The organism is Yersinia sp. Marseille-Q5920 (assembly GCF_946902935.1).
Lineage (GTDB): Bacteria > Pseudomonadota > Gammaproteobacteria > Enterobacterales > Enterobacteriaceae > Yersinia > Yersinia rochesterensis.
The window spans coordinates 1-534 of sequence record NZ_CAMPQA010000038.1 but is presented as its reverse complement, the minus strand read 5'-3'; the positions used below and the strand labels follow the sequence as shown (position 1 = coordinate 534).

Below are 534 nucleotides of genomic sequence, written 5' to 3'. Positions count from 1 at the left end.
TTGCCGCGTATCACCTCACCGACACTGACTGCCGCAGAATGCAACCGTCTGGAGTTGCCCGATTTAGTGGCGCTGGCCGGTAAGGTGGTTGGTTTTTTATCACCGAAACAGGGGGCGTAAAGCTCGATCCGAAACTGGAAGTTGATGACCTGATGGCGGATATTGCCGCCATTTTTCACTGGCCGCCGTCAGAGCTTTGGGGGTTGAGCCTCACCGAGCTGGTGCGCTGGCGTCATAAAGCCCTGCTACGAAGTGGAGCCGCAAACAATGAGTAAGAGCTTACAGTTACAGGTATTGCTCAAAGCCGTAGACCAAGCTACCCGCCCGTTTAAAGCCATTCAAACCGCCAGTAAATCCCTCACGGGCGACATTCGCAACACGCAAAGCAGCATCAAATCCCTTGATATGCAGGCGGCGAAGATTGACGGTTTCCGTAAGGCCAGCGCCCAACTGGCCGTTACCGGGCAGGCGCTGAAAAAAGCCAAAGAAGATGCGGCGGCGCTGGCTATCGCCTTTAAAAACACCGAGAAACCC

1 protein-coding gene and 2 pseudogenes are annotated in these 534 nt (G+C 54.9%); all 3 read left to right on the top strand.

Annotated features, from left to right (window positions below; all coding sequences use genetic code 11):
• Positions 1 to 120, top strand: a pseudogene (locus OVO64_RS20470) (phage tail assembly protein); the annotation flags it as partial.
• 32 nt (positions 121 to 152) lie between these two features.
• Positions 153 to 275: a GpE family phage tail protein gene (locus tag OVO64_RS20465; protein WP_038892727.1), complete on the top strand. Its 123-nt coding sequence runs from the start codon at positions 153 to 155 to the stop codon at positions 273 to 275.
• Positions 268 to 534, top strand: a pseudogene (locus OVO64_RS20460) (phage tail tape measure protein); the annotation flags it as partial. The gene OVO64_RS20465 and the pseudogene OVO64_RS20460, both read left to right, overlap by 8 nt.